Source organism: Burkholderia guangdongensis, from assembly GCF_013403875.1.
GTDB lineage: Bacteria > Pseudomonadota > Gammaproteobacteria > Burkholderiales > Burkholderiaceae > Burkholderia > Burkholderia guangdongensis.
In genome coordinates this window covers 92066-117130 of sequence record NZ_JACBNX010000007.1, presented here as the reverse complement: position 1 = coordinate 117130, position 25065 = coordinate 92066, and the positions used below count along the sequence as shown (strand labels likewise).

Genomic DNA, 25065 nt, shown 5'->3' with positions numbered 1-25065 from the left:
AACGCCGTCCACCTCGAACGAGCCCTGGAGAAGCCGCCATGACTCGACAAGCCGAGCGCATCGACAAGCAGACACGGCTGGAGCCGGCCGCGCGAAATTTGTCAGACATATGAAATAATAGGCGCTCGCGTCAGCGATCCAGCCAGCCCTCATCGCGATTCGCGCTCGCCTCCGATGTATGCGCCGCTCCCCGCGTCGCTTCACGAGCGCCCCGCCCGCCAGCCATCGTCCGTTTGTCCACCCTCTCGCTCCGAAGGAAATCGTCGATGAAATCCCCCGTTCTCATTGCCCGCACCCTCACGCTCGCCTGCGCGGTCGCCCTGTCGAGTGCGTTCGCGTGGAGTCCCGATACGCAAGCCGAGCCCGTACCCGGCACCAGCGTCTTCCGAGCCGAAACCGACGCCGCCGGCGGCGTCCGCGCCGCGCGCGGCGCCAGTTCGGCCCGCTTCGCCGCGCCCGCCGCAGGCGATCCGTTCAGCACCGGTCTCGAACACGGCTCGCGCCCGATCGCCGCGCAACCGGCATCCGGCACGCGGCCCGGCCGCGCGCAGGACTGGCAGCCGAACCGCATCACGCTCGGCGACGGCGGCCCGGACAGTCTCGGCCGGACACTGCCCGAACACGAAACGCGGCTGCGCGACTGGGAGGCCTACCGCCAGCAGCACGAACGCCCCGCCGCGCCGAATCCGTATGATCCGTCGATGCAACAGGCCGAGACGCGCAGCTTCTACGACAACGGCTCCGGCTCGCGCTGCATCACGAGCCTGAGCCCGGACGTCGCGCGCACGTCGTGCAACGTCCGCTGACGGCGCGGTGCCGGTGCCCGGCCACGTTCCGGCAAGTTCTACCGACACCTTCCCCACAAAATGGCGTCGATTGTTTCTAAATCGGCAATAGGTAATTGGGTCCGCGCAGGATGTTATTTCCGATCGCGCGCGCTTACATTTAGCAAACCACACGGAAACCCCTACGGCGTCGGCGCCGACGCCGATGCCGCGCGAGCTTTAGGAAACGGCAAAATGAAATCGTCCCAACCCCTGCCTGCGCGCGATCCCGACGACGTCCACATCGAAATCCTCGAACGTTCCGACACGCTCCTCATCGTGCGCTGGGTCGAGCCCGGCCGCTGTCATTACGGCGAGCAGCGCTGGCGCCGCCGCTTCGCGCAGCGCACCGGCACCTGCGCGCTGTCGCGTCAGATCATCCACCGCGGCGACGAAGTGTTCCGCCCCGCCGAGCGTCCGTTGCCCGCGAACGCCGCCGCGATGATCTCCGCCGACGTGCTCGGCCTGTCCGGCGGCAAGTGAAGGCGCGCCGAATCGCTCGCGCGCTGCGTGATGGTTGTTGCGCAGCCCACAACGAAAGCTCTTCGAAAGATTAATTCCCCCGGCATTTTTACCACCACGGCAACAATCTTTCGCGCAAATCGGCGTTTACCCGCAAGTTCACGATGACTATGATTTAACCAATCGCTTAAGACATCGAGTCGAAGGCGCCCTGAACAAAATATTGGAGGTCATCATGAAGTCGCTCGTTACCGCTGTCGTCGCCGCTGCCGCTCTTTCCGCTTCGTTCGGCGCATTCGCTCAACAAAGCCCGGTCACCCGCGCTCAAGTGCGCGGCGAACTCGTCCAACTCGAACAGGCCGGCTTCCGCCCGGGCGAGGCGAGCCCGTACTACCCGGACAACATCCAGGCCGCCGAAGCGCGCGTGCACGCCGCCGACAGCACCGGCTACGGCGCGCAGCCGGCTCCGGTCGTCCATGCAGGCAGCCCGGTTGCCGCGCCGGCCGCCGCGCCCAACGCACGCGATTCGCTGTTCTTCGGTCACTAAGCCGGCCGACCGCGCCCTCGCGGGCGCCGCGCATCGCGCGTAGCAAGAAGCAGTACAGACGAGCCCGATCATCGGGCTCGCTCCGTTTTACCGGTCTCGCTTCTCATTCTTCTTTACAAGTCCGACATACCTCCGCCACCCCATCCGGGATGGCTTCGCCCGGGCGCCACGCGTCCGGGTGCTTTTTCAGCATCGGCGACACGCTTTCCGGTCACGCTTTCCGGTCGCGCCGTCCGATCACGCTGTCCGATCGCGTTTTCCAGCCGCCCCCTCACGCGTGCGGCGCCAGCAGGAACATCGCGACCTCCCGATGCAGCCGCGCGGCCTGCGGACTCGAATCGAGCGCGCGCCAGCAGCCGTGCACCAGCCCCTCCCCAAGCCAGAAACGCGCCGCGCCGCCCGCCGCGCGAATCCGCTCGACGTACACGCGCGCATCGTCGCGCAGCGGATCGTGCTCCGCCGCGATCGCGAGCACCGGCGGCAGGCCGTCGAAGCGCACAGCGTCGAGCGGCACCGTATCGCGCGGCGGCGGCCGGTCGCCCCAGTACAGCGCGCGGTATCGGTAAACGTCGTCGAGCGTCAGCATCGGCGCATGCGCTTCGGTGTCGCGCGCCGGACGCTGCGGCTCGACGCCGAGCATCGGATAGACGAGCGCGACGCCGTCGATACCATCGATACCATCGCGCCCCGCGTCGCGCAACGCGTCGCGCAGCGCGGTGGCGACCGCGGCCGCGAGCATGCCGCCCGCGCTGTCGCCGGCGAGTGTCAGCGGCCGCGCCGGCCGCGTGAACCCGTCGAACGGAAGCCGCGCGTCGAGCGCGGCTTCGGCGACCGCGAGCGCGTCGTCGAACGCGGCCGGCGCCGGATGCTCGGGCGCGAGCCGGTAGTCGACCGAGATCACGGCCAGCCCCGACTCCGCCGCGAGACGCGCGGTGATCAGCTCGTGACTGTCGAGCGAGCCGACGACGAAGCCGCCGCCGTGGAAAAACAGCACGGTGCCGCGCGACGGCGCGTGCGCGGGCCGGTAAATGCGCAGCCGAATCCGGCGGCCGTCCCGCGCGTCGAAAAAACCGTCCTCCCGCACGACGCCGGCCGGCAGCGCGGCCGGCGTCCACGCGGCCGCGAAACGATCGTAGAGCCGGCGCTGCTCGTCGGGCGAGCGCGCCGCCGCATCGGCCGGATACCACGCTTCGACCGCCGCGACGAACATCGCGATTTCGGGTTCGATCATCGGTCGCCCGCCCGCGCTAGCGCCGCGCGGGCAGCGCGATCACGCGCCCCGCGAAAGCCGGCGGCGCATGGTCGCGCTGCAGCGCATGCAGTGCGGCGACGTGCTCCGCGACGTCCGGATCGAACGCCGCCGACTTCGGCCCGTCCTGCGTCGCGACATGCATCAGCATCTGCTCGCTCGCCGACACCGGCCCATCGTGTCCGTCCGCGAACATTTCGAAATACAGATGCATCCGCTTCGCATCGTGCGCGAGCACGCGCGCGTCGACCCGCACGGGCGTCCCCTCCCGGATCTCGTGCAGATAGTTCACGTGCGCCTCGAGCGTGTAGACCGAGCGCCCACGGGCCTGGCGCGTCGCGTCGTCGAGACCGATCCGGTCGATCAGCGCATCGGTCGCGAAGCTGAAGATCAGCAGATAGAACGCGTCGCGCAGGTGCCCGTTGTAATCGACCCATTCGGGCCGCACGGTGTCGCGGTAGATCGTCAGCGGCGTGGCGTCGGTCATCGCCCTAGTCCTCGAATCGCATGCCGTGCCGCGCCTTCACGTCGCCGATCGCGCGCAGCACCTCGGTAATGCATTCGTCGCGATAACGCTCCAGCGCCTTGATGCTGCGCGCGCCCTGCTGCTCGGTCGTGCCTTCGACCACCCGATCGATCAGCTCATCGGTCAGCTGCGGCGCGACGAGCTTCGTCCACGGCAGTTCCAGCGCCGGGCCGAATTGCTGCATGAAGTGCCGCATGCCGGCGTCGCCGCCCGCGAGCGTGTACGTGAGGAACGTGCCCATGAACGACCAGCGGATCCCCGCGCCGAAGCGGATCGCGTCGTCGATCTCGCCCGTCGTCGCGACGCCTTCGTTGACGAGATGCAGCGCCTCGCGCCACAGCGCTTCGAGCAGCCGGTCCGCGATGAAGCCCGGCACCTCCTTGCGCACCCGCAGCGGGCGCATGCCGAGGCCGCTGTAAATCCGCATCGCCGCGTCGACCGTTTCCGGCGACGTCCGTTCGCCGCCGAGCACCTCGACGAGCGGCAGCAGATAGACCGGATTGAACGGATGCCCGACCACGCAGCGCTCCGGATGCGTCGCGCGCGCATAGAAGTCCGACGGCAGCAGCCCCGACGTCGACGACGCGATGATCGCGTCCGGCCGCGCGGCGCGACTGATCTGCTCGTGCAGCTCGAGTTTCAGCGCCTCGCGCTCGGGCGCGCTTTCCTGGATGAAGTCGGCGTCGGCGACGCACGCCTCGATCGTCGATACGAAGCGCAGCCGCGCCGGATCGGCGCCCGGCTTGAGCCCGGCGCGCTCGAGCGCGGGCCACGCGTTCGCGACGTTCGCTCGCAGCTGCTGCTCGGCGCCGGGCGCCGGATCCCATACCACCACGTCGAGCCCGTTCGCGAGCGCGCGGCAGACCCAGCCGCTGCCGATCACGCCGGTGCCGATCGCGGCGAACGTTTTGATGTCGGTCGTCACTGCCATGACAAATGCTTCCTTGAAATCGGGAGAGAATGCGGCCCGCGCACGTGCGCGGCCGCCGTCGTACGACAAAAGATCATGCGAACTCGGTCAGCACGCGGCGTTCGAGCGGACGCTCGCCACGCGCGGGCAGACCGAGCTTGCGGCGCCCTTCGGCCGGCGTCAGCACACGGCCGCCGAGCTTTTCGACGATGTCGCGCGCGCGCTCGACGAGCGAGCCGTTCGACGCGTGCACGCCGCGATCAAGCCACAGGTTGTCCTCGAGGCCGACGCGCACGTGCCCGCCGAGCAGCATCGCCTGCGCGACCATCGGCATCTGCATCCGGCCGATCCCGAAACCGGCCCAGTGCGCGCCGGGCGGCAGGTTGTCGACCATCGCCTTCATCGTCGTCGTGTCGGCGGGCGCGCCCCACGGAATCCCGAGGCAGATCTGGAACAGCGGCGGATCGTCGAGCAGCCCTTCCTTCAGCAGTTGCTTCGCGAACCACAGATGCCCGGTGTCGAAGATCTCGAGCTCCGGCTTCACGCCGAGCTCCTGGATCCGCTTCGCGCCCGCGCGCAGCTGCGCGGGCGTCGACACGTAGATGTAGTCGCCGTCGCCGAAATTCAGCGTACCGCAGTCGAGCGTACAGATCTCCGGCAGCAGTTCCTCGACGTGCGCGAGCCGCGTGAGCCCGCCGACGAGATCGGTGCCCTTGCCGAAGCGCATCGGATCCTCGCCCGGGCCGATCTCGAGATCGCCGCCCATGCCGGCCGTCAGGTTGATGATCACGTCGACGTCGGCCGAGCGGATCCGGTCGACGACCTCGCGATACAGGTTCGGATCGCGGCTGCCGCGCCCGGTTTGCGGATCGCGCACGTGGCAGTGCGCGACCGTCGCGCCCGCCTTCGCGGCTTCGATCGCCGCCGCGGCGATTTCCTTCGGCGTGACCGGCACCGCCGGATGCTTGCCGACGGTGTCGCCCGCGCCGGTGACGGCGCAGGTGATGATGATTTCGTGATTCATGCGGAATGCCTCGATTCGTTCAGTTATCCATTCGATCGGCGTGCGCCGTCACAGGCCGAGATATGCTTTTACGGCCGGCAGGCCGTCCTTGCCGTCGTAGGTTTTCACGCCCGCGAGCCACGGATCGAGCACCTGCGGATGCTGCTTCAGGTAGGCGCGCGCGGCTTCGGCCGGCTTCTCCTTGTTCATCACCGCCTTCATCAGCTCGTTCTCGAGCTGCGTCGAGAAGCGCAGATTGCCGACGAGCTTGCCCGCGTTCGGACAGCGCGCGATGAAGTCGGGCGACGTCAGCGTGTACACGCGCGCTTCGCCGTAGTTCGGCCCGAACGATGCGTCGCCGCCCGACAGGTAGTTCATCTTGATGTCGATGTTCATCGGATGCGGCTCCCAGCCGAGGAACACGATCCACTTCTTCTCGCGGATCGCGCGGTCGACCGACACGAGCATGCCCGCCTCGCTCGACTCGACGAGCTTGAAGCCGCCGAGCCCGTACTGGTTCGTCGCGATCATCTTCTGGATCGTCGCGTTCGCGCTGCTGCCGGGCTCGATCCCGTAGATCTTGCCGTCGAGCTCCGCGCGGTGCTTCGCGATGTCTTCGAACGTCTTCAGGCCCGCGTCGTACTCGTAGCCCGGCACCGCGAGCGTCGCCTTCGCGCCGGACAGGTTCGGCGGATTGAGCACCTCGATCGACTTGCTGTCGAGGAACGGCTGAAGCTGCTTCTGCTGCACCGGCCACCAGTAGCCGAGCGACACGTCGATCTGCTTGCTCTTCAGGCCTGCGAATGAAATCGGCACCGACGAGATCGTCGTCGTCGGCTTGTAGCCGAGCCCTTCGAACACGGTCGACGCCAGCGCGGTCGTCGACGTGATATCGGTCCAGCCGATGTCCGCGAAGCGCACGGTGCGGCAGGTCTCAGGGTCCTGCCCCGCACGCGTCACGGTCGACCACGTGGATGCAGCCAGCAGCGCCGCGCAGAGCACCGCGATCTTTCTCGACTTCATGATTCCTCCGGTTCGACGGTTCGGACAGGCGGTCAGCGGAATGCGTCCCGGCCTGCATCGTGGACTCAAAAGTAACGGTCCATATTTCGCGCAAGACGACCGCGCGCGACCCTTTCTTGACTGGATGCGACTATGCGTAAAAACCACTAGATGGCCGCCGAGCCTTGTGCAGAACGGATTTGATCGCGATCGGGCCGCGCACGTGCTTGCCCCGTTGCGTCGTAACCGTGTCGGCGGTACGCTCGTGGCGTTCGTCACGCCCGCCGCCCGTTCCGATGCCCGAGGATTTCCACTTCCTGCTGCTGCCCGGCTTCTCCGCGCTCGGCTTCATGTCCGCGGTCGAGCCGCTGCGCGTCGCGAACCGCTTCCGCGCGCAGTTGTACCGCTGGCACGTGCTGAGCCTCGACGGCGCGCCGGTCGCCGCGAGCAACGGGATTCCGATCGCGGCGGAGGCCGCGTGCGCGGACGTGGAGCGCGTCGACACGGTGTTCGTCGTCGCGGGCTTCGATCCGCTCGCGTGCTATACGCGCGCGCTCGCCGACTGGCTGCGCGGCCAGCACCGGCACGGCGCGACGCTAGGCGGGATCGACACCGGCAGCTTCGTGCTCGCGGAGGCCGGACTGTTCGCGCCGACGCATCGGCTGACGCTGCACTGGGAGGCGCTCGCCGCGTTCCGCGAGCGCTATCCGCGGTTGAGCGCGACGCAGGAGCTGTTCGAGACCGGCGAGCGGCGGATCACGTGCGCGGGCGGCACCGCGTCGATCGACATGATGCTCGACCTGATCGGCCGACGCCACGGCGCGGATCTCGCGGCCGCGATCTCCGAGCAGTTCGTCGTGAGCCGGATCCGGCAGCGCTCGGACAGCCAGCGGCTCGAGATCGCCGCGCGCTACGGCGTGCACAACCGCAAGCTGATCCAGGTGATCGGCACGATGGAGCGGAACATGGAAAGCCCGCCCGGGCCCGACGCGCTCGCGGCCGAAGTCGCGATCACGCGCCGCCAGCTCGAGCGGCTGTTCAGCACGACGCTCGACGACACGCCGACGCGCTTCTATCTGAACCTGCGGCTCGACCGCGCGCGAGAGCTGCTGCAGCAGACGGACATGAGCGTCGCGTCGGTATGCGTCGCGTGCGGGTTCGAATCGCCGTCGCATTTCTCGCGCACGTATCGCGCGCGGTTCGGCGTGAGTCCGCGCGGCGACCGGCGCGCGACGCGGTAACGGATAGAATCGCTGTCACCCTTGACCCACCGGCTGCCCGCGATGACCGACACTGCCCGCTCCCTCGACGATCTCACGCCCGATCGCGTGACGACCGCCTTCGACCTGCCCGGTCATACGATCGTGCGCCCGCTCGGCGTCGTGCAGGGCCTCGTCGTCCGCTCGCGCTCGATCGTCGGCTCGTTCGGCGCCGCGCTGCAGACGCTGTTCGGCGGCAACATCTCGCTCTATACGTCGATGTGCGAACGCGCGCGCCGGCAGGCTTACGAGCAGATGGTCGGAGAGGCGCGCCGGCTCGGCGCGAACGGGATCGTCGCGATGCGCTACGACTCGACCGAGATCGGCGCCGGCGTGACCGAGGTGATTTGTTATGGCACGGCGGTACGCGTGACACGCGACGCCTGAGCGCATCGGACAAACCGCATCCACGTCAGCGCCGACGTCCGGTCAGCCCTGTGCCATCAACACGGTCTTCGGCTCCAGATACGCGCTCATCCCCCACCGGCCCATTTCGCGCCCGAGCCCCGAATGCTTGAAGCCGCCGAACGGCGCACGTGGCTCATGGGCCAGCGTATTGATCAGCACGCGGCCCGCGTCGATCCGGCGTGCCACGCGCTCGCAGCGCTCGAGGTCCTGGCCGAGCACCACCGCGCTCAGGCCGTAGCGCGTGTCGTTGGCGATCGCAATCGCGTCGGCCTCGTCGTCGTACGGGATGACGGTCAGCACGGGGCCGAAGATTTCTTCACGCGCAATGCGCATCTGGTTGGTGGCATCCGTGAAGATCGTCGGCTTCACGAACCAACCCGCACGCAAGCCATCGGGCCGGCCTTCGCCGCCCGCCAGCAGCCGTGCGCCCTCCTCCACGCCGATGCGGATGTAGTGCTGCACGCGCTCCCACTGTCTGGCACTCACCATCGGACCGATGGCGGTGTCCGCATCGCGCGGATCGCCGGACTTGACGTGAGAGACGGCGTCCTTCGCGATCCGTTCGAACTCGGCCAGCCGCCGGCGCGGCACCAGGATGCGCGTGCCGGCGATGCAGGCCTGGCCGCTGTTCATAAACCCGGCCTGCAGCACCAGCGGCATGATGCCGGCGAAATCCGCATCATCGAGCACCACGGTAGGCGACTTGCCGCCCAGCTCCAGCGTCACGCGCTTCATGGTGGCGGCGCCGGCGGTCACCAGATGCTGGCCGACCGCGGACGAGCCGGTGAACGAAATCTTCGCAATGTCGGGATGGCGTGCGATCTCCTCGCCGACCACATCGCCGCGGCCATTGACGATGTTGAACACGCCGGCGGGCAGGCCCGCCTCGTGCAAGGCTTCGGTCACGATCCGCGTTTGCATCGCGCTCATCTCGCTGGGCTTGACGACGGCGGTGCAGCCCGCCGCCAGCGCGGTGGCGAGCTTGTTGCAGATGAAGCCGGCGTTGCTGTTCCAGGGCGTGATCAGGCCGGCCACGCCCATGGGCGTCAGGATCACGCGCGCGCTGCCCGCCTGCTCCTCGAACACGAACGCTTCCAGCGCGTCGATCGCCTGCGCGATGACGTCGGCCGGATAGGTCGCCATCCAGCGCCCGCGCTCCGAGGGCGCGCCGTATTCCATGACGATGGCGTCCATCAACTCGTCCTCGCGCGCAGCAACGGCCTTGTGCATGCGTTTGAGCGCGGCGATGCGCTCGTCGCGCGTCGTACATGACCAGGTTCGAAACGCCGCGCTGGCCGCCGCGATCGCGCGCCGCGCATCGTGCTCGTCGCCCAGGCGAACCTGGCCGATGACTTCCTCGGTGCTGGGGTTGTGAAGATCGAACCATTCCTGGCCGTGCGGCGTGACGAATTCGCCGTTGATGTAGACGTGTTCAATGCGTTGCATGACAGTTCCTTTGGGGTCGCTATGCCATGCACTCTACGGATGGTTTATTGTTCTGATAAGCCGTCTTTTTGATGATGACGCATCCGGATAATCAGGATAATCGATGCACCGCACCGGAATGACCGAACTGGAAGTGGTTCTGGCCGTCGCGCGCCGCAGCAGCTTTCGCGGTGCGGCGCTGGAACTGGGCATGTCCACCACGGCCGTGAGCAGCGCCGTGGCCGGGCTGGAAGCGCGCCTGAAGGTGCGGCTGTTCAACCGCTCGACGCGCAGCGTGGCGTTGACCGATGCCGGGCAGCGCTATGTGGAGCGCATCGCGCCCGCGCTCGCCGAAATCAGGAGCGCCGGCGAAGAAGCCGGCACCGGGCCCGACACGCCCAGCGGCACGTTGCGCATCAATGTGCCGCAGGGCGCGGCATCGCTGCTGCTGGAGCCGCTGTTCAGCCGGTATGCGCAGCGCTACCCCGACGTGCGCATCGACATCGTGAGCGAGTCGCGCCTGACCGACATCGTCGCCGAAGGTTTCGATGCGGGCATCCGCCTGGCCGAATCGGTGCCGCAGGACATGATCGCCGTGCCGCTCTCGCGTGACATCCGCATGCTCGTCGTGGCCACGCCCGAGTATCTGAAACGCCACGGCACACCCAGACATCCGCGCGATCTGCTCGAGCACCAGAGCATCGGCATGCGCATGGCGCACGGCGGCATCTATCACTGGGAGCTGGAGCGCAACGGTCAGAAGCTGCAGATGGATCTGCCCGTGCGCATCGCGCTCAACGAGTTGCCGGCGATCAAGCAGGCGGTCCTGCTGGGGCTGGGCATCGGCTTCATCACCGAATGGTTCATCACGGAAGAACTGAAGTCCGGTGCGCTGAAGCCCGTGCTGGTTCCATGGTGCCCGTCATTTGGCGGACTGAGGCTCTACTACTCGGGTCGCCGCTTCGTGCCGGCGCGGTTGCGCGCGCTCATCGACCTGATTCATGCGCTCCGTCTGGCCGAATCGTAAATAAAAAAAGCGCGAGCTTTCGCCCGCGCCCAACAGAGACTCGCTGAGAAACCTGCGCCGTCGCGATCAGAACGAATGCCGCATCCCGATCCGCACGTCGGCCTGCGTCTGCGTCGTCGACGGCGTGAAGCTGTAGCCGATCACCGCATCGACACCCTGCGACGCGCGCAGGTAATCGGCGGACACGTACACGTCCGTGCGCTTGGACAGCAGATAGTGCACGCCCGCCGAGCCCTGGTTCCAGTGGTGCCCTTCGAAGTTCGTGTACTGATAGCCGCCGATCAAGCTGAGCGCCGGCGTGAACTGGTACAAGCCGCCACCTTCATACACCTGCATATGCGACGACTGACCGAAGCCCTTGATCGTCGTGTACGTGAAGTTGCCCGACAGCGTCAGCTTGTCGATCGTGTAGCTGCCGCCGACGCCGAAGGTGCCCTGGCTGTCGACGTTCATCGACGTGTTCGAGAACAGGTCCGTCACCGCGCCCGTCGCCGGATCGACGCTGACGGTCGCCTGGCCGAGGAACGTGCGCGTGCCGATCATCGCGTACGGATCGAACCCGTAGATGCCGTTCGGGTTGTTCAGGCGCGTGTATGCGGTGGCGAGCGACAGGTCGCCGTGCGTGTAGCTCGCGCCGACGCTGTACGCGCTGTTCTTGTGGAAGTTGCCGGCGACGTTGCCGAACGAGTACAGGCCGCCGAACTTGAAGCCCGAGATGTCGTTCGACATGTACTTCACCGCGTTCGGCAGGCGGTCGCCGTTCAAACGGTCGAAGTCGCCCTGGTGGATCGCATAGCCGCTCGCCCAGCCGGAGATGTTGTAGTTCGTCATGAACTCGTTCGTCATGTCGAGCTGATCGCCGAGCGACAGCGTGCCCCAGTCGTTCTGCAGGCCGACGTAGGCCTGGCGACCGAACAGCGCGCCGCCGAAGCCGAGCTGGCCGTTGCCGAGGTGGAAGCCGCTCTCGAGCGCGAACACGGCCTTCAGGCCGCCGCCCAGGTCCTCGGTGCCCTTCAGGCCCCAGCGGTTGCCGTACGACACGCCGTCGTCGAACTTGATCACGTGCGACCCGCCGGTGTTGTTCACGTACGTGATGCCGGCATCGAGGACCCCGTACAACGTCACGCTGCTCTGCGCGTGGCTCGCCGCGGGCAAACATGCGCCCGCGATGATTGCGGCTGCTGCGGCAACTTTCGATTTCTGCATTGTCGACCACCCTCCCTGACCATCCGTTGGAAAAAGGACCGCGGGCTTCGAAGCGGCGAATTCGCCGCCATCACCCGATTCTCGCGTCCGTGTGGCTTCGGTATTTCGTTTTCCGCAATACCGAGCCATTAGCGGAAAAAATAACGGCCCATATTTCAGGCGACCCGTCTTAAGGCGACATCGACTGTGCTCGATGCGACCGACCCATGCGGGACGAGCGCGCCGCCGGTGTTCCGCCGACGGCGCGCTGACGCGCCGATACCAGCCACACGGCGGGTAAGTTCTATCCGCGCCGAATCTGGCCTGATTTACTTCAGCATCGCGCGTCGCCCGGCCGCGCGCGGCGTCAACATCACGCCGCCGCATACCTCATGCCGCGACCCGCCCACCAAGACCCGAGGAGCCCCATGACCGCCGCCCACCATCCCGAACAATTCGTCCTGACGCTGTCGTGCCCGAGCGCGGCGGGCCAGGTCGCTTCCGTCGTCGGCTTTCTCGACCGGCACCGCTGCTACGTCGACGAGCTGACCGTGTTCGACGACGATCTGAGCGGCCACTTCTTCGTGCGCTGCGTGTTTCATGCGACCGACGCGGAACGCGTGAACGTCGACGCGCTGCGGCAGGAGTTCGCGCCGATCGCGGCCGGCTTCTCGATGCAGTGGGCGATCCACGACGTGAACGCGCGGCCGAAGGTGCTGATCATGGTGTCGAAGCTCGAGCATTGCCTTGCGGACCTGCTGTTCCGCTGGCGGATGGGCGAGCTGAAAATGGACATCGTCGCGATCGCGTCGAACCATCCGGACTTCGAACCGCTCGCGCAGCAGCACGGGCTGCCGTTCAAGCACTTCCCGATCACGGCCGACACGAAGGCGCAGCAGGAAGCGCAGTGGCTCGACCTGTTCGAATCGAGCGGCGCGGAACTCGTGATTCTCGCGCGCTATATGCAGGTGCTGTCGCCGGAGACGAGCGCAAAACTCGTCAATCGCGCGATCAACATCCACCACTCGTTCCTGCCCGGCTTCAAGGGCGCGAAGCCGTACCATCAGGCGCACGCGCGCGGCGTGAAGCTGATCGGCGCGACCGCGCACTTCGTGACCGACGATCTCGACGAAGGTCCGATCATCGAGCAAGTCGTGGAGCGCGTCGATCATTCGTATCGACCCGAGCAACTGCTCGCCGCCGGGCGCGACGTCGAGTGCATCACCCTCGCGCGCGCGGTGAAGGCGTTCATCGAGCGGCGCGTGTTCCTGAACGGGGATCGGACGGTGGTGTTTCAGTAAGTCAGAAGTTTCGTGCCCGGAAGTCCGCGGGCACGCAGTGCGACAGCACGAGATCGACGTTCGGCAGATCGTTGCCTTCCATCTTCTCGCGCAACGCCGCACCGTCCATTCCGTAGCCGCGCCAGCGAGCGGTCAGCCGCTCGACCAGCACGTCGCGCGGCACGTCGAGCATCACGGTCACGTCGAAGCGCGCACGCAGCGGCGCCCACGCGGGATCGTCGAGCAGCAGGTAGTTGCCTTCAACGACGATCAGCCGCGCCGACGCGGGCACGATGTCCGCACCGGCCCGCGCGATCTCGATCGAGCGATCGAACACCGGCACCGCGATCTCGCTGCCGTCGTCCGCGCGTAGCCGGTCGAGCATCGCGGCGAGGCCGCCGACGTCGAACGTATGCGGCGCGCCCTTGCGCGCGCGCCAGCCGCGCGCATCCAGCACCCGGTCGTCGTAGTGAAAGCCGTCCATCGCGAGCAGATGCGCGAACCCGTGCGCGTCGCCGTTCAGTTGCGCGCACAACGGTTCGACGAACGTGCTCTTGCCGGCCCCCGGCGGGCCGGCGATTGCAACGATTCTGCGCGCCGCGCCCTGTGTTCGGCGCAGGTAGCCGGCCAGTCCTGCAAGATCGGTGGGTTGGGTGTCCATCCGCTAATGCTACCGCACCCACGCGAGGTAATACGGCACCCCGATCGCGAGCGCCGCCGCGACGAGCGTCGCATACGGCGCGAACGCGAGCCAAGGGCCGCGCTTCGGCACCTCGAGCTCCATGTCGCGCTGCATCTGCCCCGGGAACCGGCCGCGATCCTGCCAGTAGTGCCGATATACGAACACCGGCACGATCAGCAGCATCGCGATCAGCCCGTTGCGCAGCGTGCCCGCGCCCTGCAGGTCCGCGCCGGCGCCGACGTATACGAGGTTCGCAAAACCGCACAGCGAGCCGAGCACGAGCAGCCACGTCGGGCAGCGGAACGGCCGCTCCCAGCCCGGGCGATCCATCCGGTGAATCCAGCCCGACTGCAGATTCAGGAATACGAACAGCATGTAGCAGACGTTCGAGATCGACAGCACCGTCATGTAGTCCGACATCATCAGCAGCACGAGATTGAAGCCGAGATCGGTCCACATCGCACGCGTCGGCGCGCCGTGCTCGTTCACGTGCGACAGATACTTCGGCAGCCAGCCGTCGACCGACGCCTGGTACAGCGTGCGCGACGAGCCCATCATCGACGTCATCACGACGAGCAGGATCGACAGCATCAGCATCACGATGATCGCGTTCGCGACCCACGCGCCGCCGCCGACGATCTTCGCCATCGCGGCACCGACGCCGGTGCCGTCGCCGATCGCCGGATCGAGCATCGCGTTCGTGCCGAGCGCGCCCTGGAACGCGAGCGGCACGATCGTCATCACGACGAGGCACAGCGCGCCGGACCAGAAGATCGCCTTCGCGGTGTCGCGGCGCGGATCGCGGAATTCGCGCGTGTAGCAGACGGCCGTCTCGAACCCGTACGCGGCCCAGCCCGCCATGAACATCGCGCCCATCGCCATCACGGCGCCCTGCCCGTTCCAGTGGCCGAACACCGAAGCGGTCGGGTTGCCGTGCGCGTCGTGGCCGAGCGGCAGCAACGGCAGCAGATGCGACATCGGCACGTCGCCGGTCACGAACGGCACGATGCCGACGATCACGAGCGGCGTCAGCGACGCGATGCCGAGAATGCGCTGCGTGCGCGCGGCCTTCGACGCGCCGCTGTGCTGCAGCCGGAACGTGACGAGCAGCAGGATCGTCGCGACGATGAACGTCGCGTTGATCCGCAGCGACAAGCCGGGCTTGATGAAACCGAGATCCGCGACCGTGAACTGCCAGTGCAGCACCGCCGCGTTGGCGGGAAAGAGGCTCGTCAGCGCATAGCTCGCCGCGAGCCCGCAGCCGAGCGCGAGCATCGGCGACCACGCGAGCCAGTTGCACCACACGGAGACCGGCGCGATGAGCTTGCTGTAGCGCACCCAGCCGATCGCGCCGTACACCGACGCGCCGCCCGACTTATGCGGAAACAGCCCCGATATTTCCGCATAAGTCGCGCTCTGAATCAGGCCCATCGTGATCGCGGCGATCCAGATCGCCCACGCGGGTTGGCCGATCGTCGCGCACACGCCGCCGATCGTGAACAGCACGCCCGCGGGCACGCCGCTCGTCACCTAGAAGGCGTCCTTCCAGGTCAGGCCACGCTGCAGCGAGTGGCCGTTCGTATCATGTGAGATCGTGGTTCCGACTTGGCCGGTGCTGCGCGTGCGCAGTCCTGCTTGACTCATCCTACGGATCCTCCTTCAACGGTGCCGCACGAGGGCGGTAGTTTAACAACGGACGATTTTTTTTCGCAGCGCAAAAAAATTCGGGGCACGCCCGGTGCATTCCGAAGATGCTTCGGAATGCCACCGAACGTGCCCCGAATCCGTGTGCGCGCGTTTTCGTCCGATTAATTACTGCGCGCCGTCGACCCACGTGTTCACGCGATCGCCGTGCGCGGCGATCCACGCGTCGGCGGCCGCGTCGGGCTTCTCGCCGCTCTGGATCGCGAGCATCACGCTGTCGATCTCGCCCGGCTTCCACTGGAATTTCTTCAGGAACTCGGCGACCGGCTTCGCCTTCGTTTCGAGGGTCGGGTTCGCGACGCTATCCACGTGCTCCGAGCCGCCGAACACTTTCTTCGGATCGTCGAGGAAGCGCAGCTTGAACTTCGCGAACATCCAGTGCGGCGCCCAGCCGGTCACGATCACCGGCTTGTTCGCATGGATGTCGCGCGCGAGCTCCGCCGTCATCGCGCTGCCCGAACTCGGCATCAGCGTGTAGTCGAGACCGTACGCCTTGATGGCGTCGCCGGTCTTGCGCATCACGCCCGCGCCCGCGTCGATGCCGACGATCCGGCCTTCGAACGCACTCTTCTGCGCATTCAGGTCGTCGATGCTCTTCGCGCTCGTGTAGGTGGGCACGATCAGGCCGATCTTCGCATCGTTGAAGTTCGCGCCGAGATCGACGACCTTCGTCTTGTACTGGTCCCAGTACGCGCCGTGCGTGACCGGCAGCCAGGCGGACAGCGTCGCGTCGAGATCGCCGCGCGCGACGCCCTGCCACATGATGCCCGCCGCGACCGGCACGAGCTGCACCTGATAGCCGAGACGCTTCTCGATCACGCGCGCCGCGACGTTCGACGTCGCGACGCTGTCGTCCCAGCCTTCGACGTAGCCGATCTTCAGCGTGGGTTTCGCCGCATCCGCGAACGCGGACGACACACCGAGCGTCAGCAGCGCGGACAGCGCGCCGGTCAACAACAGTTTGCTGAGTTTTCCAACGGGCTTCATGATCGGTCTCCTGGGTGGGTAAGCGCGTATCGATACGCGACGCTTTAAGATTGATCAGCCACAATTCGCCGGTCTGGCGGATTTCCGACAAACGCTTGTTCAGCCGCGACGGCATTGCGTCGCGGCGTTGCCGTGGTCACTTGTCGATCACGAGATCCGAGCGCGGCTTGCTGCAACACAGCAGCACCATCCCCTGATCGATCTCGCGCTGGCGGATGCCGCCGTTGTGCTTCATCTCGACCTCGCCGGACACGAGCTTCACCTTGCAGGTGCCGCACATCCCCTGCGTGCACGATGCGGGCAGCCGCACACCGGACTGGCGCGCCGCGTCGAGCACGTGCTGCTCGGGACCGCAGACGATCTCGCGATTGCTCTTCGCGAAGCTGACCGTGAACTGCGTGCCGACCGACGCGTCGCCGTTCGTGTCGGCCACGGGCGCGAGCTCGCCGGCCAGTTCGGCCGACGCGGTTTCCGCGAGCGTCTCGAACGAGAAGCTCTCTTCGTGATAGTGCTTGCGATCGAAGCCGGCTTCGTCGAGCAGGTCGCGCACCGCCTTCATGTACGGCGCCGGCCCGCACGTGAAGACCTCGCGCTCCATGAAGTCCGGTGCGATCAGCTTCAGCAGCGGCAGCGTCAGGAAGCCCGTGACGCCCGGCCAGTTCGTGCGCGCGCCGACGCGCTCGACGACGAACGACGTGCGGAAGTTCGTGTGGTTCGACGCGATCAGGTCGAGCTCGCGCGCGAAGATGATGTCGTCCGGCGTGCGCGCGCTGTGCACGAACACGATGTCGCGATCCTCGGCGAGATCGTGATGCGCGCGGCTCATCGACATCAGCGGCGTGACGCCCGAGCCCGCGGACAGGAACAGATACTTGCGCGCCGGATGCCGCGCGCACGTGAATTCGCCGGCCGGCCCGAGCACGCGGATCGACGCGCCGGGCTGCAGGTTGTCGTGCAGCCAGTTCGACACCTTGCCGCCCGGCACGCGCTTGACCGTGATCGAGATCGTGTGCGGCCGCGCGGGCGACGACGAGATCGTGTAGCAGCGATTGATCGTCTCGCCGTCGATGTCGAGCTCGAGCGTGATGAACTGCCCCGGCTCGAACGAGAACGTGCGGCCCTCGGGCGAACGGAAGAAGAAGCTCTTCACGTCGTGCGTTTCCTGCCGCACGTGGCAGCACGTCAGCGTTTCCTCGACGTCGCTGGTCCAGCGCTCGGAGAGTCCGTTCCAGAAAGACGGGCGCGTGACCCGGCTGTCGGTCGGCTCGAATTGGGCCGCATCTCGCATCATCTCTTACTCCGCTCCACTTGCACTATCGCTATGCGCCGATCTTGTCGGCGAGCCGGCCGACATACCAGGCCGTGAATTTTTCGACGAGGCCCTCGGTGAACGGCGAGTACGGGCCCGGCTCGTACGCACTGCTCGACGCGCCGCGCTGCGAAAACTCGACGAGCGCGCGATCCTGGTCGTTGGTCGCGTTCCACACGGCGGTCAGGTTCTTCACGTCGTAGTCGACGCCTTCGACCGCATCCTTGTGCACGAGCCACTTCGTGCGCACGAGCGTCTCGCCGGCCGACAGCGGGATCACCGAGAACGTGACGATGTGGTCGCTCATGAAGTGATGCCACGAGTTCGGCTGCGTCCAGAACGACAGCCCGCCGAGGTCAGCCTGCTCGAACCCGCCGAGCAGCTTCTTCGATGCGACCTTCGCGTCGAGCGTCTGCGATTCGCCGCTGCGGTCGAGCGGCAGGCGCTGCGTGCGGAAGCCGGTCGTGTCGAGCAGCTGGTCGATCTCGGCCGACGGCAGGCCGATCTCCGCCCACTCCTTGCCGCGCTTGATGCAGGTCTCGGCGAATGCGTCCATGCCGTCGGCGTTCGCCGGCGAGCGCTGGTAGCCGAAGCCGTATTCGTACAGCGAAATGGTCAGCTCCGGATGGTTCGCGACGCAGTGATAGCACTCGCGGTTGTTCTCCATCGTGAGCTTCCAGTTGCCCTTCTCGATGATGTCGATCTGCGCGGCGATCTTCGTGTTCGGCAGATCGTGCGGCAGCAGGTACGGTTCCATCGCCGCGCGGATCGCCGAGAAATCGGGCGCTTTTTCCGCGGCGCACACGAAGATCAGGCCCGCGAGGTTCTCGACGTGCACGCTCTTCAGGCTGTGCTTGCAGCGATCGAACTTCTCGCCCATGTGCTCGGCGAACATCAGGTCGCCGTTCAGGTTGTAGGTCCAGCTGTGGTACGGGCACACGATGTTGCCGACCGTGCCCTTGTCCTCGTTGCACAGGCGCGCGCCGCGGTGGCGGCACACGTTGTGGAACGCGCGCACCTGCATGTCGTCGTCGCGCACGATCAGGATCGAATCGCTGCCGAGCTCGACGGTCACGTAGTCGCCGGGTTCCGGCACGTCCGGCTCGATCGCCACCTGAATCCAGTGCTGGCGGAAAATCGCCTCCATGTCGAGCGCGAAGATCTCCTCGCTCAGGTAGAAAGGCGCCTCGAGGCTGTGGCCCTCTTTGCGCCGTTCGATCAGCGCACGAACGTCTGCCGATACTTTCATCGTTTGCTCCGGATTCCTTGCGTCCCTGGGTTCTTGCCGACAGGCATTGAACTGAAAATCAATAATCGATGAGTTGATGCTCGCGCAAATACGCGAGGATCACTTGTGCTTTTTCGACCGAACTCCCGTCAATTACGACGTTTCCGCCGCGGCTCTCGGTCGTCACCGCCGACAGCATCCGGGCATGCCCGGAGCGCTTCTCGGCAGCGACCAGCTTCACGGGCTTGCGCTCGATCGGGCCGACCGTCCACGCGTCGGCGTCGCGGTCGATCGCGTGCGGCACGAGCACCGGCCGGATCGTGCCGGCGCGCTGCCGCGCGTACGCGTATTGCGGCTGCGCGTTCGCGAGCGGATGCACGGCGACGACGGCCGGCAGCGACGCGTCCACGCGCCGGCGCACGCCTTTCGGCAAAAATTGCCGAACCGCGACACGCCCGCCGGCCGCCGTGACGTCGACGGCCGAGCCGACGAGCGGATAGCCGAGCGCCGCCGCCACCCGATACGGCAGCATGCCGGTATCGAACGCGCCTTCCGCGCGGGTGCCGGTCAACACGAGGTCGTAGCCTTCGACGCGCGCGGCGAGCATCGCGGCCGCGTCCTCGCCGTCCCGGCACGCGAGCACTTCGACTTCGCGCGCGCCGAGCGCCAGATATTCGGTGAGCGCCTGATCGCCGGGCGCGCCCGCGTGAATCACGTCGAGCTTCGCGTGATGCTGCTCGGCGAGGCCGCGCGCGAGCTCGAGCGCGGCCGCGTCGTTGCGGCTGTAGCGCGGCACGCCGCTGACCGGGTGCCGGCCGACGGACACGAGCACCGCGATGCGTTGCAACTGGCGGGGGGCGTTCATGCTGCGACTCCTTCCGGTTCCCGCGCGCTCTGGGCGGGCTGTTGTCCGCGGGCCGCGCGCGCGGCCTGCACTTCGTCGATCAGCGCGGCGATCGTCGCCTGCGCGTCGCCGACGACGGTCAGGTTCGCGCGCTTCGCGATCGGCGCGCTGCCGTCGAGGTTCACCGCGATCACATGGCGGCAGTCCTTGATCCCCTGCAGATGCTGGACCGCGCCGGAGATGCCGAACGCGATGTAGACGCTCGCCTCGACCGTCTTGCCGGTCGCGCCGACCTGCTTGTCGCGCGTGAAATGGCCGTTGTCGACCGCGACGCGGCTCGCGGCGATCGCCGCGCCGAACGTGCCCGCGAGCCGCTCGAACGCGCCGATGTCGGCCACGCCGTTGCCGGCCGACACGATGAAGTCCGCTTCCTCGAGCGCAACCTGCGCGGCGTCGAGTTCCTCGAGGCCGAGATCGCGATATGTCTGCGTCGCGCCGCCGGCCGGCCGGATGAAATCGGCCGACAGCGGCTCGCCCGCGCCGACGAACGGCAGCTTCGCGTCGACCGCGTTCAGCGCGAGCAGGATCACGTCCGGCAGCGCGCGCGTCGCGAACGCGCGCTTCGCTTGCACGTACGCGCCGACGTGGCGCGCATCGAGCTCGACGACGTGCGTCGCGACGCTCGCATCGGCCAAGGCCGCATAGCGGCGGCCGAGATCGCCATCGCCGGTCGCGTTGTCCGGCACGAACAGGTGCTTCGGGGACAACGCGGCCATGCATGCCTGCAAGGCTTGCAACTCGCTTTCGGGTGCGAACGTACGGCGGTCGAATTCGGCGAGCTCGATCACCTTGTCGACGCCGAGCGCGGCCGCGTCGTCCTTCAGCTCGCCGAACACGAGCAGCGCGACTTCGGTGTGCGCGTCGGCGAGCAACGCGGCGGCGGCGATCGCCTGGCGCGCGTGATCGTCGAGCGAGCCGCGGTCGCTGTGCGCGGCGACGAGCAGCGTATGTTTCGGATCGCTGAGCGTGCGGCGCGGCTTCGCGGCCGCAGCCGCGTGGCCGTGCGCGGCCCAGTTCGCCGCGCTCGAGTCGGCGCTGCCGATTTCGCCGAGCGTGATGCGCTTCAGGCCCTCGGCCGTGATGACGAACGGCCGGCGCGGATCGATTCGTTTGATCGTGTTCATCGGTTCACTCCAGCGACGCGGCGACGAGTTCGGCGACATCGAGCACATCGGGGCGCGGGCCCACGACGCCTTCGAGCATCGCCGTGCAGTTCGGGCACGCGACCGCGACGACTTCCGCGCCGATCGCGCGCGCATCGGCGATGCGGATATCCGGAATCCGTTGCTTGCCCGGGATGTCGGTCAGCGGCGCGCCGCCTCCACCGCCGCAGCAGCGGCCGCGCATGCCGTTGCGTTCCATCTCGACGACCTGGATGCCGATCGTCTTCAGCAACTGGCGCGGCGCTTCCGTCTCGCCGTTGTAGCGGCCGAGGTAGCACGGATCGTGATACGTGGTCTTCTTCTCGCGCAGCGCTTCGACCGCCTTCGGCGCAATGCGGCCGTCCGACGCGAGCTCCGCGAGATACGTCGTGTGATGCTTGACCGTCACGCGCAGGCCCAGCGCGCGGTATTCGTTGCGCAGGCTGTGCATCACGTGCGGATCGGCGGTCACGATCTGGCTGAACGACAGCTTGTCGAGCGTGCCGATCAGGCGCTTCGCGAGCTGCTGGAACGTCGCTTCGTCGCCGAGACGGCGCGCGACGTCGCCGGTATCGGTTTCCGATGCGCCGAGCACCGCATAGTTGACGCCGGCCTTGTTCAGCACCTTCACGAACGCGCGCAGCGTACGCTGATAGCGCATGTCGAACGCGCCTTCACCCGCGACGAACAGCACGTCGACCTGCTTGCCCGGCTGCGCGACCGGCGCGCTCAGGTCGACCGACCAGTCGTAGCGCGCGGCCGTGTCGTAGCCGCCCATCGTGCCGGTCTCACGCAGGTTCGCGAGCACTTCGGCGCCCTTGCCTGGCACGGTGCCGTGCACGAGCGTCTGGTTGCGGCGCATGTCGACGATCGCGTCGACGTGCTCGATCAGCATCGGGCATTCCTGCACGCAGGCACGGCAGGTCGTGCACGACCACAGCGTCTGCGCTTCGATCAAACCCGACACGATCGGGTCGTTCGGCTCGCCGCGATGCTGGCCGACCGCGATGCCCGGCGTCGGGCTGCCCGCGTAAGCGGCATCGGTGCCGCCCGCCATGCCGACGACGAGATCCTGAATCAGTTTCTTCGGGTTCAGCGGCTGGCCGGACGCGAACGCGGGGCACGCGGCTTCGCACTTGCCGCACTGCACGCACGCGTCGAAGCTCAGCAGCTGGTTCCAGCGGAACTCGACCGGCTTCGCGACGCCGTATTCCTGCTGATGCTCGATGTCGGGCAGCTTCAGCGCGGTCGGCGGCGTGGCGGTGCCTTCACCGGTGTACGACGCACGCGTCGCCGCGAAACGCTCCTGGCGCGGATGGAACGCGAGATGCAGCAGGCCCGCGATCGCATGCTTCATCGGGCCGCCCTTCGCGGCGCCGACCGTCATCGCGAACGCGCCGGCGCCGATCAGCACCGCGCAGAACACCGCGAACGCGCCCGACATCGCGGACGCCGGCACGAGCATGTACAGCACGAGGCCGAGCGCGAACGAGCCGAGCAGCCACGGCAGCGTATTCCACGGGCCCTTCGACAGTCGCGCGGGCACGTCCTTCGCGTGACGGCGGCGCCACACGAACACCGCGCCGACCAGCATCGCGAGCGCCGCGAGAAAGATCAGCTTGTCGAGCCACGGCGAATAGATCGCGAGACCGTAGTTGATGAACACGAGCACGAGCGCGGCGATTGCGCCGCCGGCGGTCGCGACGTGCGTCTTCGCGATGTACGGATCGCGCGCGACGACGTGGTGCAGATCGACGAAATAACGCTTCGGAATCGCAAACAGGTTCGACAGGCTGACCGTGCCGGGCGCGGCGGCGCGCCCGAGACGCCAGTACGACGAACGCTTCGCGACCGCGAACGCGAGGCCCGCCACCGACAGCCACAGCAACGCGGTAATCAGAAAGGCCGGATTCATGGATCAGAAATCCTTCACGAGACGCAGCGCATCGTAGATCGCGCCGTGGATGTTGTGCATCGAGATGCAGTCGCCAACGCGGAACAGCAGGAAGCGGCCGTTGCCGAGTTCTTCGGACAGGCACGGCTGCGCCTCGGACGCGAACAGCTTGTTCACATCCACTTGCCCGTGGTTCACCGACTCCGGCTTCAGCTTCCAGTACAGCTCGTCGTTCGGCCGCGTGCCGTTTTCGACCACCACCTGGTCGACCACGCGCTCCTCGAGCTCTTCCGTGTACTCGTTGCGCAGCACCGCGATCTTCTTGCCGTCCTCTTCATAGACGCGATCGAGCCAGTAGTTCGGCGTCAGGACCGCGCCCACCGCGTAGAGGCGCCGATAGAAGATCGGGAACGTCGTGCCGCCGACGTCGTCGGCCACCTTCACGTCCGGCGTCACGATCTCGACCTTCGAGCCGCGGCTCGCGATGAAGTCCGCCACGCCCGAGCCCGCATGCGTGCTGATGCCGTCATAGACCAGCACGTTCTGCTTCGGCTCGACCTTGCCCGTCAGGATGTCCCACGCGCTGACCGCGAGGCCTTCCGCCACGCCCCAGCCCGGCACCTCCTCCGTGTAGCTGTGGCCGCCCGTCGCCAGCACGACGATGTCCGGCTTCTCGGCCATGATCATCTTCTCGTCCGCCGCGACGCCGAGGCGCCGATCCACACCGAGCCGCTTCGTCTCCATGTCGAACCAGCGCACGATGCCGGCCATCTGCTCGCGCTGCGGCGCTTTCGCCGCGATCATGATCTGGCCGCCGACTTCGGTGTTCTTCTCGAACAGCACGACGTCATGGCCGCGCGAGCGCGCGACGCGCGCCGCTTCCAGGCCCGCCGGGCCCGCGCCGACCACCACCACCTTGCGCTTCGGCCCGCGCGACTTCTCGATCACGTGCGGCATCGTCGCCTCGCGCGACGTCGCCGCGTTCTGCACGCACAGCACGTCGAGACCGTTGTACTGGCGATCGATACAGTAGTTCGCGCCGACGCACTGCTTGATTTCGTCCTCGCGCCCGTCGCGGATCTTGATCACCATGTGCGGATCGGCGATCTGCGCGCGCGTCATCCCGACCAGGTCGATCATCCCGTTCGCCAGCAGGCGCTCGGCCTGGCCCGCGTCACGGATGCTCTGCGCGTGCATCACCGGCAGCTTCACCACCGACTTGATGCCCGCGGCCAGGTGCACGAACGGCTCCGGCGGCAGCGCCATCGGCGGCATGCAGTTCACCAGCGTGTTGTGCGTGTCCGCACCCGAACCCACCACGCTGATGTAGTCGATCAGCCCGGTCGCTTCCATCGCATGCGCGATTTCCTTCGCGTGCTCGTGATCGATGCCGTTTTCATGGAATTCGTCGCCGCACATCCGCAGGCCGACACAGAAGTCCTTGCCCACGGCTTCGCGCACCGACTTCAGCACTTCGATGCCGAAGCGCAGACGGTTCTCGAAGCTGCCGCCCCATTCGTCGGTACGGAAGTTCGTGCGCGGGCTCCAGAACTGGTCGACCAGTTGCTGGTGCGCGGCCGAGATTTCGATGCCGTCCATCCCCGCGCTCTTCACGCGGATCGCGGCGGCCGCGAAGTCCTTGATGATCCGCTTGATGTCCTCGACTTCGATGACCTTCGCGTTGCCGCGGTGCACCGGCTCGCGCACGCCCGACGGCGTCACGAGGTGCGGCCAGTGCTCGCCGTGGTACGCATTGCGGCGCCCCATGTGCGTCGCCTGAATCATGATCTTCGCGCCGTGACGGTGCATCGCTTCGGCCAGGCGCGACAGCGGATCGATCACCTTGTCCGTCGTCAGGTTCACCGACTTCCACCAGCTCTGCGGGCTGTCCATCGACACCGGGCTCGACCCGCCGCAGATCGCGAGGCCGACGCCGCCCTTCGCCTTCTCCTCGTAGTAACGGATGTAGCGGTCGCCCGGCAGGCCGCCCGGCTCCGCATACACCTCCGCGTGCGCGGTGCTGACGATCCGGTTGCGCAGCGTCAGCTGGTTGAGCTGCAAGGGTTTGAACAAGTGGGGATAGCGCATCGCAGGCGACCTCTGGCGTT

At 67.1% G+C, this 25065-nt stretch carries 22 protein-coding genes and 1 pseudogene; 7 read left to right on the top strand and 16 right to left on the bottom strand.

Features of this window, described 5'->3' with window-relative positions; all coding sequences use genetic code 11:
- Positions 1-266: 266 nt before the first annotated feature.
- The 3 genes from HZI36_RS09035 (at position 267) to HZI36_RS09025 (ending at position 1833) form a co-directional block, all read left to right on the top strand.
- Complete coding sequence (locus tag HZI36_RS09035; protein ID WP_179402303.1) at positions 267-806, top strand: hypothetical protein; 540 nt, start codon at positions 267-269, stop codon at positions 804-806.
- 213 nt (positions 807-1019) lie between these two features.
- Positions 1020-1307, top strand: a complete 288-nt coding sequence (locus HZI36_RS09030) for a DUF3331 domain-containing protein (RefSeq protein ID WP_179402302.1) — start codon at positions 1020-1022, stop codon at positions 1305-1307.
- 214 nt (positions 1308-1521) lie between these two features.
- Positions 1522-1833, top strand: a complete 312-nt coding sequence (locus HZI36_RS09025; RefSeq protein WP_179402301.1) for a DUF4148 domain-containing protein — start codon at positions 1522-1524, stop codon at positions 1831-1833.
- A 271-nt stretch (positions 1834-2104) separates the two neighbouring features.
- On the opposite strand, the gene HZI36_RS09020 is transcribed toward HZI36_RS09025, so the two are convergent.
- The 5 genes from HZI36_RS09020 to HZI36_RS09000 all read right to left on the bottom strand — a co-directional run bounded on the left by HZI36_RS09020 (position 2105) and on the right by HZI36_RS09000 (position 6544).
- The gene (locus tag HZI36_RS09020; RefSeq protein ID WP_179402300.1) at positions 2105-3064 is read right to left on the bottom strand and encodes an alpha/beta hydrolase; all 960 of its coding nucleotides are present in this window, start codon (positions 3062-3064) and stop codon (positions 2105-2107) included.
- Between the two features lie 16 nt (positions 3065-3080).
- Complete coding sequence (locus tag HZI36_RS09015) at positions 3081-3569, bottom strand: thioesterase family protein (RefSeq protein WP_179402299.1); 489 nt, start codon at positions 3567-3569, stop codon at positions 3081-3083.
- Positions 3570-3573: 4 nt separating this feature from the next.
- On the bottom strand, positions 3574-4539 hold the full coding sequence (locus tag HZI36_RS09010) for an L-carnitine dehydrogenase (protein ID WP_179402298.1): 966 nt from the start codon (positions 4537-4539) through the stop codon (positions 3574-3576).
- 73 nt (positions 4540-4612) lie between these two features.
- Positions 4613-5542: a 3-dehydrocarnitine:acetyl-CoA trimethylamine transferase CdhC gene (cdhC, locus tag HZI36_RS09005; protein WP_179402297.1), complete on the bottom strand. Its 930-nt coding sequence runs from the start codon at positions 5540-5542 to the stop codon at positions 4613-4615.
- 48 nt (positions 5543-5590) lie between these two features.
- Complete coding sequence (locus tag HZI36_RS09000) at positions 5591-6544, bottom strand: choline ABC transporter substrate-binding protein (RefSeq protein WP_179402296.1); 954 nt, start codon at positions 6542-6544, stop codon at positions 5591-5593.
- 275 nt (positions 6545-6819) lie between these two features.
- On the opposite strand from HZI36_RS09000, the gene HZI36_RS08995 reads away from it, so the two are divergent.
- Both HZI36_RS08995 and HZI36_RS08990 read left to right on the top strand, forming a co-directional pair.
- A complete protein-coding gene (locus HZI36_RS08995) occupies positions 6820-7764 on the top strand; it encodes a GlxA family transcriptional regulator (protein ID WP_179402295.1) in 945 nt (314 codons plus the stop codon).
- A gap of 42 nt (positions 7765-7806) precedes the next feature.
- On the top strand, positions 7807-8169 hold the full coding sequence (locus HZI36_RS08990; RefSeq protein ID WP_179402294.1) for a YbjQ family protein: 363 nt from the start codon (positions 7807-7809) through the stop codon (positions 8167-8169).
- 42 nt (positions 8170-8211) lie between these two features.
- Here the strand turns inward: HZI36_RS08990 and HZI36_RS08985 are convergent, their stop codons facing one another.
- Positions 8212-9636, bottom strand: coding sequence for an aldehyde dehydrogenase family protein (locus HZI36_RS08985; RefSeq protein WP_179402293.1), 1425 nt, complete (start codon positions 9634-9636; stop codon positions 8212-8214).
- 103 nt (positions 9637-9739) lie between these two features.
- On the opposite strand from HZI36_RS08985, the gene HZI36_RS08980 reads away from it, so the two are divergent.
- Positions 9740-10642 (top strand): LysR family transcriptional regulator, encoded by a 903-nt coding sequence (locus HZI36_RS08980; RefSeq protein ID WP_179402292.1) that lies wholly within the window; start codon positions 9740-9742, stop codon positions 10640-10642.
- Between the two features lie 66 nt (positions 10643-10708).
- On the opposite strand, the gene HZI36_RS08975 is transcribed toward HZI36_RS08980, so the two are convergent.
- Positions 10709-11848: a porin gene (locus HZI36_RS08975; protein WP_179402291.1), complete on the bottom strand. Its 1140-nt coding sequence runs from the start codon at positions 11846-11848 to the stop codon at positions 10709-10711.
- Between the two features lie 407 nt (positions 11849-12255).
- Here HZI36_RS08975 and purU point away from each other — a divergent pair, with 407 nt between their 5' ends.
- On the top strand, positions 12256-13128 hold the full coding sequence (gene purU / locus HZI36_RS08970; protein ID WP_179402290.1) for a formyltetrahydrofolate deformylase: 873 nt from the start codon (positions 12256-12258) through the stop codon (positions 13126-13128).
- Position 13129: 1 nt separating this feature from the next.
- Here the strand turns inward: purU and HZI36_RS08965 are convergent, their stop codons facing one another.
- The 9 genes and pseudogenes from HZI36_RS08965 to HZI36_RS08925 form a co-directional block, all read right to left on the bottom strand.
- Positions 13130-13768, bottom strand: coding sequence for a nucleoside triphosphate hydrolase (locus HZI36_RS08965; protein ID WP_179402289.1), 639 nt, complete (start codon positions 13766-13768; stop codon positions 13130-13132).
- Between the two features lie 9 nt (positions 13769-13777).
- Positions 13778-15433, bottom strand: a pseudogene (locus HZI36_RS08960) (trimethylamine N-oxide permease).
- A gap of 168 nt (positions 15434-15601) precedes the next feature.
- Entirely contained in the window at positions 15602-16480 is an 879-nt protein-coding gene (locus tag HZI36_RS08955) for a glycine betaine ABC transporter substrate-binding protein (protein WP_179402288.1), read from the bottom strand.
- Between the two features lie 136 nt (positions 16481-16616).
- Positions 16617-17771 carry an FAD-binding oxidoreductase gene (locus HZI36_RS08950; protein ID WP_179402287.1) on the bottom strand — a complete coding sequence of 385 codons (1155 nt, stop codon included), beginning with the start codon at positions 17769-17771 and terminating at the stop codon, positions 16617-16619.
- Positions 17772-17799: 28 nt separating this feature from the next.
- Positions 17800-19038, bottom strand: coding sequence for an aromatic ring-hydroxylating oxygenase subunit alpha (locus HZI36_RS08945; RefSeq protein ID WP_179402286.1), 1239 nt, complete (start codon positions 19036-19038; stop codon positions 17800-17802).
- A gap of 58 nt (positions 19039-19096) precedes the next feature.
- Positions 19097-19882, bottom strand: a complete 786-nt coding sequence (locus HZI36_RS08940; RefSeq protein ID WP_179402285.1) for an electron transfer flavoprotein subunit beta/FixA family protein — start codon at positions 19880-19882, stop codon at positions 19097-19099.
- Positions 19879-21045, bottom strand: a complete 1167-nt coding sequence (locus tag HZI36_RS08935; protein WP_179402284.1) for an electron transfer flavoprotein subunit alpha/FixB family protein — start codon at positions 21043-21045, stop codon at positions 19879-19881. Before HZI36_RS08935 ends, HZI36_RS08940 begins: the two co-directional genes overlap by 4 nt.
- A 4-nt stretch (positions 21046-21049) precedes the next feature.
- Positions 21050-22978 (bottom strand): (Fe-S)-binding protein, encoded by a 1929-nt coding sequence (locus tag HZI36_RS08930; protein WP_179402283.1) that lies wholly within the window; start codon positions 22976-22978, stop codon positions 21050-21052.
- A 3-nt stretch (positions 22979-22981) separates the two neighbouring features.
- Positions 22982-25045, bottom strand: a complete 2064-nt coding sequence (locus HZI36_RS08925; RefSeq protein WP_179402282.1) for an NADH:flavin oxidoreductase — start codon at positions 25043-25045, stop codon at positions 22982-22984.
- Between the last annotated feature and the right edge of the window lie 20 nt (positions 25046-25065).

Excerpts from the sequence above, each read along its gene's own strand:
- HZI36_RS09035 (WP_179402303.1), top strand. The coding sequence starts at position 267 with ATGAAATCCCCCGTTCTCATTGCCCGCACCCTCACGCTCGCCTGCGCG.
- HZI36_RS09030 (WP_179402302.1), top strand. The coding sequence starts at position 1,020 with ATGAAATCGTCCCAACCCCTGCCTGCGCGCGATCCCGACGACGTCCAC.
- HZI36_RS09025 (WP_179402301.1), top strand. The coding sequence starts at position 1,522 with ATGAAGTCGCTCGTTACCGCTGTCGTCGCCGCTGCCGCTCTTTCCGCT.
- HZI36_RS09020 (WP_179402300.1), bottom strand. The coding sequence starts at position 3,064 with ATGATCGAACCCGAAATCGCGATGTTCGTCGCGGCGGTCGAAGCGTGG.
- HZI36_RS09015 (WP_179402299.1), bottom strand. The coding sequence starts at position 3,569 with ATGACCGACGCCACGCCGCTGACGATCTACCGCGACACCGTGCGGCCC.
- HZI36_RS09010 (WP_179402298.1), bottom strand. The coding sequence starts at position 4,539 with ATGGCAGTGACGACCGACATCAAAACGTTCGCCGCGATCGGCACCGGC.
- cdhC (WP_179402297.1), bottom strand. The coding sequence starts at position 5,542 with ATGAATCACGAAATCATCATCACCTGCGCCGTCACCGGCGCGGGCGAC.
- HZI36_RS09000 (WP_179402296.1), bottom strand. The coding sequence starts at position 6,544 with ATGAAGTCGAGAAAGATCGCGGTGCTCTGCGCGGCGCTGCTGGCTGCA.
- HZI36_RS08995 (WP_179402295.1), top strand. The coding sequence starts at position 6,820 with ATGCCCGAGGATTTCCACTTCCTGCTGCTGCCCGGCTTCTCCGCGCTC.
- HZI36_RS08990 (WP_179402294.1), top strand. The coding sequence starts at position 7,807 with ATGACCGACACTGCCCGCTCCCTCGACGATCTCACGCCCGATCGCGTG.
- HZI36_RS08985 (WP_179402293.1), bottom strand. The coding sequence starts at position 9,636 with ATGCAACGCATTGAACACGTCTACATCAACGGCGAATTCGTCACGCCG.
- HZI36_RS08980 (WP_179402292.1), top strand. The coding sequence starts at position 9,740 with ATGCACCGCACCGGAATGACCGAACTGGAAGTGGTTCTGGCCGTCGCG.
- HZI36_RS08975 (WP_179402291.1), bottom strand. The coding sequence starts at position 11,848 with ATGCAGAAATCGAAAGTTGCCGCAGCAGCCGCAATCATCGCGGGCGCA.
- purU (WP_179402290.1), top strand. The coding sequence starts at position 12,256 with ATGACCGCCGCCCACCATCCCGAACAATTCGTCCTGACGCTGTCGTGC.
- HZI36_RS08965 (WP_179402289.1), bottom strand. The coding sequence starts at position 13,768 with ATGGACACCCAACCCACCGATCTTGCAGGACTGGCCGGCTACCTGCGC.
- HZI36_RS08955 (WP_179402288.1), bottom strand. The coding sequence starts at position 16,480 with ATGAAGCCCGTTGGAAAACTCAGCAAACTGTTGTTGACCGGCGCGCTG.
- HZI36_RS08950 (WP_179402287.1), bottom strand. The coding sequence starts at position 17,771 with ATGATGCGAGATGCGGCCCAATTCGAGCCGACCGACAGCCGGGTCACG.
- HZI36_RS08945 (WP_179402286.1), bottom strand. The coding sequence starts at position 19,038 with ATGAAAGTATCGGCAGACGTTCGTGCGCTGATCGAACGGCGCAAAGAG.
- HZI36_RS08940 (WP_179402285.1), bottom strand. The coding sequence starts at position 19,882 with ATGAACGCCCCCCGCCAGTTGCAACGCATCGCGGTGCTCGTGTCCGTC.
- HZI36_RS08935 (WP_179402284.1), bottom strand. The coding sequence starts at position 21,045 with ATGAACACGATCAAACGAATCGATCCGCGCCGGCCGTTCGTCATCACG.
- HZI36_RS08930 (WP_179402283.1), bottom strand. The coding sequence starts at position 22,978 with ATGAATCCGGCCTTTCTGATTACCGCGTTGCTGTGGCTGTCGGTGGCG.
- HZI36_RS08925 (WP_179402282.1), bottom strand. The coding sequence starts at position 25,045 with ATGCGCTATCCCCACTTGTTCAAACCCTTGCAGCTCAACCAGCTGACG.